Raw genomic sequence first — 1,432 nt, 5'->3', positions numbered from 1 at the left:
CCGACCCCGTCGGCGCCGCCGGCTTCGGCGGCTTCGGCGGCTTCGGCGGCTTCGGCGGCGCCGGCCGGCGGCTTATTTGTAGCGGTACAGCGGCTGCTGCAACTGGATGGGACGGATGTCCAGGCGCAGCTTGAGCACCGAGTAGGCTTCCGCCTCGGTCGAGCTGTAGCCGACGCTGTTGACGGTTTTACTGAAGCGGAACTCGAAGCCCAGGTCCGGATACGGATCGCGCGGGTTGCCGAAGGCGATGCCGATGGCTTCCTGCTGGGCGTTGTCGATCAGGTTGCCCATCAGGTCGAGCACGGCGTTGTTGCCCAGGATGTCGTTGGTGAACACCGGCTCGCGCATGTCGGGCTGGTTCGGGTCGAGCTTGTTGTCGGCCTTGTCCGGCGACGGGTAGAAGGTGCGCGAGACCAGGTTGAACTTGTCGCCCCGGTCCAGGTAGCTGATCGCCGCGTTGCTGATGTTGAAGCCCTTGACGCCCCGGTCGGTGATGGCGCGCGACAGGTCGATCAGCAGCGCGCCGCTGTAGCCGATGATCTCGACGTCGCGGTTGGCGCTGACCACCATGGCGCTGTTCTCGTCGATGCCCAGGCCGATCTGGTAGCCCTTCTTCAGCATCACCGGGATCATGCGGGCGAAGCGGCCGCGCACCAGCAGGTGCTGGTCGACGAACACGTCGGCGCCGATGAAGCCCAGGCCGGGGGCGATCTCGCGGCCGTCGGTGACGCCCAGTTTGAGCATGTCGAGCACCGGCTTGGCGTCGTAGAACATGGTGGTGCTCATGATGGCGGCGCCGGCGCTGGAGCCGGCGATCACGCCGCCGCCGCGGTACACCGCCCACACCGCCTCCAGCGCGGCGGTGCGGTTGCCGTCCTCGCGCACCAGCGCCTGGGTGATGCGCGACTGGTCGCCGCCGGCGAAGTAGATGCCGCTGGCCGAGCGGATGTCGGCGACGATGGCCGGGTTCTCGGCCGCCTGGCGGTAGTCGCTGCCGGCCAGCTTGACGCCGATCGGCACGAAGAAGGCGTCGGCGCCGTACTGGCTGAGCTTGGCGATGACGCTCTGCGCCGACTTCTCCGGGTTGATCGAGGCGGAGCCGAACACGGCGATGCGCGCGCCCTTGCCGCCGGATAGCTTGACGATGCGCTGCCAGACCTCGGCGTTGTCGGCCCGAAGGCCGCCGCCGATGATCACCAGCGTGCCCTGCGGCGCCGGCGCGGCGGCGCGCGAGGCGGCCGGCGAGGCGTTGGCGGCCTGCACGCCGCAGACGGCAAGGCAGGCCAGGAAGGCGACGCACAGGCGGCGCAGCGTGGATGCTACTGGTTTCATACTCATTCTCCTACGAACAAAAGTTTCTTTACGGCTTGCCAAGGGGGCGCTGAACTGGCGCGCCAGCGGCTCCCGAACCACCCAGAGGCAAGGAGCCGGG

Annotated in this window: 1 protein-coding gene; it reads right to left on the bottom strand. The window is 68.5% G+C overall.

Features of this window, described 5'->3' with window-relative positions; all coding sequences use genetic code 11:
* Positions 1 to 72 precede the first annotated feature (72 nt).
* Entirely contained in the window at positions 73 to 1,332 is a 1,260-nt protein-coding gene (locus tag H7U20_RS05430; protein ID WP_199518591.1) for a cyanophycinase, read from the bottom strand.
* Positions 1,333 to 1,432: the final 100 nt, after the last annotated feature.

It is taken from the genome of Rugamonas violacea (assembly GCF_016461825.1).
Lineage (GTDB): Bacteria > Pseudomonadota > Gammaproteobacteria > Burkholderiales > Burkholderiaceae_D > Rugamonas.
This window is presented reverse-complemented; position numbering and strand designations above follow the sequence as displayed.

What these genes read in the sequence shown, in the direction of transcription:
- H7U20_RS05430 (WP_199518591.1), bottom strand. Translation starts at nt 1,332, where the DNA reads ATGAAACCAGTAGCATCCACGCTGCGCCGCCTGTGCGTCGCCTTCCTG.